3 protein-coding genes are annotated in these 2,561 nt (G+C 59.9%); 1 reads left to right on the forward strand and 2 read right to left on the reverse strand.

Annotated elements, in window-relative coordinates; translation table 11 throughout:
* Positions 1–454, forward strand: a 454-nt coding sequence (locus RDN59_RS11975; protein ID WP_308608030.1) for an HNH endonuclease signature motif containing protein, incomplete at its 5' end; no start/stop codon positions are given.
* Positions 455–752: 298 nt separating this feature from the next.
* Here the strand turns inward: RDN59_RS11975 and RDN59_RS11980 are convergent.
* Positions 753–1,517 (reverse strand): hypothetical protein, encoded by a 765-nt coding sequence (locus tag RDN59_RS11980; protein ID WP_308608031.1) that lies wholly within the window; start codon positions 1,515–1,517, stop codon positions 753–755.
* Positions 1,518–1,625: 108 nt separating this feature from the next.
* Positions 1,626–2,561: elongation factor Tu (tuf, locus tag RDN59_RS11985; protein WP_308608032.1), on the reverse strand; the 936-nt coding region annotated here is incomplete at its 5' end.

The raw sequence follows: 2,561 nt of genomic DNA on the forward strand, positions 1-2,561 counted from the left end.
CGGGGCAGAATTCTTGACCCACAAGTTTGCTGAGATCGGCTACGCCACCATCGTCCACCCTATTGAAGGACCCATCGACACCTGGCGGCTAGAACGTGGGGCAAACTTCAAACAACGGCTTACCCTCCACGCGGAATTCCACACCTGCTCCAGGCCCGGCTGCAATAAACCAGCTGATTACTGCCAAGTCCACCACCTCATCCCGTGGCAAGCAGGTGGCTACACCAACATCAAAAACCTGACCTTCCTATGCGCCTACCACAACGGTATTAACGATGATGACCCACAAAGGCCTACCGGCCGCGGGTACATGTACCGCCTTAATACCGGAGTTAGCTTCATCCCACCCTGGGGAACACCAATCACCGCAATGCCCGAATACCAAGAAGCACTAGCCAGACTCAACACCGAGCAAGCAGGACAGCCACCAGAGGAACCACCCGACAGCAGCTAACCCCAGCCACCACACACAGCAACGACTGAAAGGAAACGGCTCACCACCTGCACCAACACCGCACCTGTTGGAAGAACCCGTCAGACAAAGCCATGCTGACGGGGATATCGGCGATCCCTGGCCACGATTCACGTGCCGCCCGCCGGAGGTGGAGTTAAGCCCCTAAAGACGAGAGATGGCTGACAGGAGCATCGACGATCTAAAACGTGGACCAGGGTGTCATCGGCTATCTGCTTGGAATGCGCAGAAGTCCTGGCGTGAGCCCGGACAGGATTTGGGCGGGCTGAACAGGCGTCCGCTAGTAGGGCGAGACGGACTCGTTCCAAGGCGCGGATTCAGCGAGGATGAGCTCCTTGATACACCCAAAAGTGTGCAACGTTCCCCGTGATAGTTGGACGCGAAGTGCTTTCCCAACTTCGCCCTCCTCGATGGTGTGCCACGAGAAGTCGGTTCGGATAAGCTCACGATTCTTGCGTTCAACAATGTGGAGCCCATGGTCGAGGATTATGGTTTCGGCATCGGTACGAATGAACCACACCCGGTCCCCCACGCTGCGGCGCTTGAGGCCGGTCAGGCTCCGATGGTCCTCCCGCAAGCGCGTAACGGACTCAACGACACCAAACCGATGCTCGAATCCTTCGGCATCAGAAATCACGAGCGGTCGTCCTGGCCCAACGGGCCGGAGGGCTGACACTGTCCACGCGACCGGCTGACCCCGCTGCCCGTCCTTCGATACCGGCCTCACCACCGCCACAGACGTCGCTTGTCGGCGCTGCTCCGCACTGCGGGGGGCCGCAATTGTAGGAGCTAGCGTCACGCGATGTGAGGGGGTGACGACCAGCCAGAGTCCTTCGGTGACGAGATTAGCGTCGAGAGGCACGAGCGGAGGGAGCACAGCCGCCATCGCCTCCAACCGCGCGGTGAGCTCGTCGTCAGGCACGCCCCAGCCGTAACCTTCAGCCGCCAACATGCCGAACAGCGTTCCCAGGGGAAGGTCCGGTTGGCCTTCCCACGCGGTGCGCAGAGCGGCGAGGGTCCGGTCAATGCGGGTTGGGTCGAACATGACTCTCAAGCCTAGTAGGCCCACGATCACCAAAGCCGCCCAACCCCATCAGGGATTGAGCGGCTCACAGACCTGCTAATCAGGAAGGGCCCTAAGCCCTAGCAAGAATTAGTCCAGGATCTTGGTAACGCGGCCAGCGCCGACGGTACGGGAGCCCTCGCGGATAGCGAAGCGCAGGCCCTCGTCCATAGCGACCGGCTGGATGAGCTCTACGGACATCTCAACGTTGTCGCCCGGCATAACCATCTCGGTGCCCTCAGGCAGCTTGATGACGCCGGTAACGTCGGTGGTGCGGAAGTAGAACTGCGGACGGTAGTTGTCCATGAACGGGGTGTGGCGGCCGCCCTCTTCCTTCTTCAGGACGTAGACGGAACCCTCGAACTTGGTGTGCGGGGTGTAAGCGCCCGGCTTGATGCACACCTGGCCACGCTCAACCTCTTCACGCTTGGTACCACGCAGAAGCAGACCACAGTTGTCGCCAGCCTCGGTGTAGTCCATCATCTTGCGGAACATCTCGATACCGGTAACGGTGGTGGACATGGACTTGTCCTTGATACCGATGATCTCGATGTCCTCGTTGACGTTCAGGGAGCCACGCTCAACACGGCCGGTAACAACGGTACCGCGGCCGGTAATGGTGAAGATGTCCTCGATCGGCATCAGGAACGGCTTGTCCAGCTCGCGCTCCGGATCCGGGATGGAGTCATCGCAAGCCTGCATCAGGTCGATGACAGACTGTACCCACTTCTCGTCACCCTCGAGAGCCTTGAGAGCGGAGATGTGAACGATCGGAGCTTCCTCGTCGTAGTCCTGCTCAGCGAGCAGCTCACGGATCTCCATCTCGACGAGCTCGATGATTTCCTCATCGTCAACCATGTCGCACTTGTTCAGAGCAACGAGGATGTACGGAACGCCAACCTGGCGAGCGAGGAGCACGTGCTCACGGGTCTGCGGCATCGGGCCATCGGTTGCAGCAACAACCAGGATGGCGCCGTCCATCTGAGCAGCGCCGGTAATCATGTTCTTGATGTAGTCGGCGTGGCC

Source organism: uncultured Corynebacterium sp. (assembly GCF_902489365.1).
Taxonomy (GTDB): Bacteria; Actinomycetota; Actinomycetes; order Mycobacteriales; family Mycobacteriaceae; genus Corynebacterium.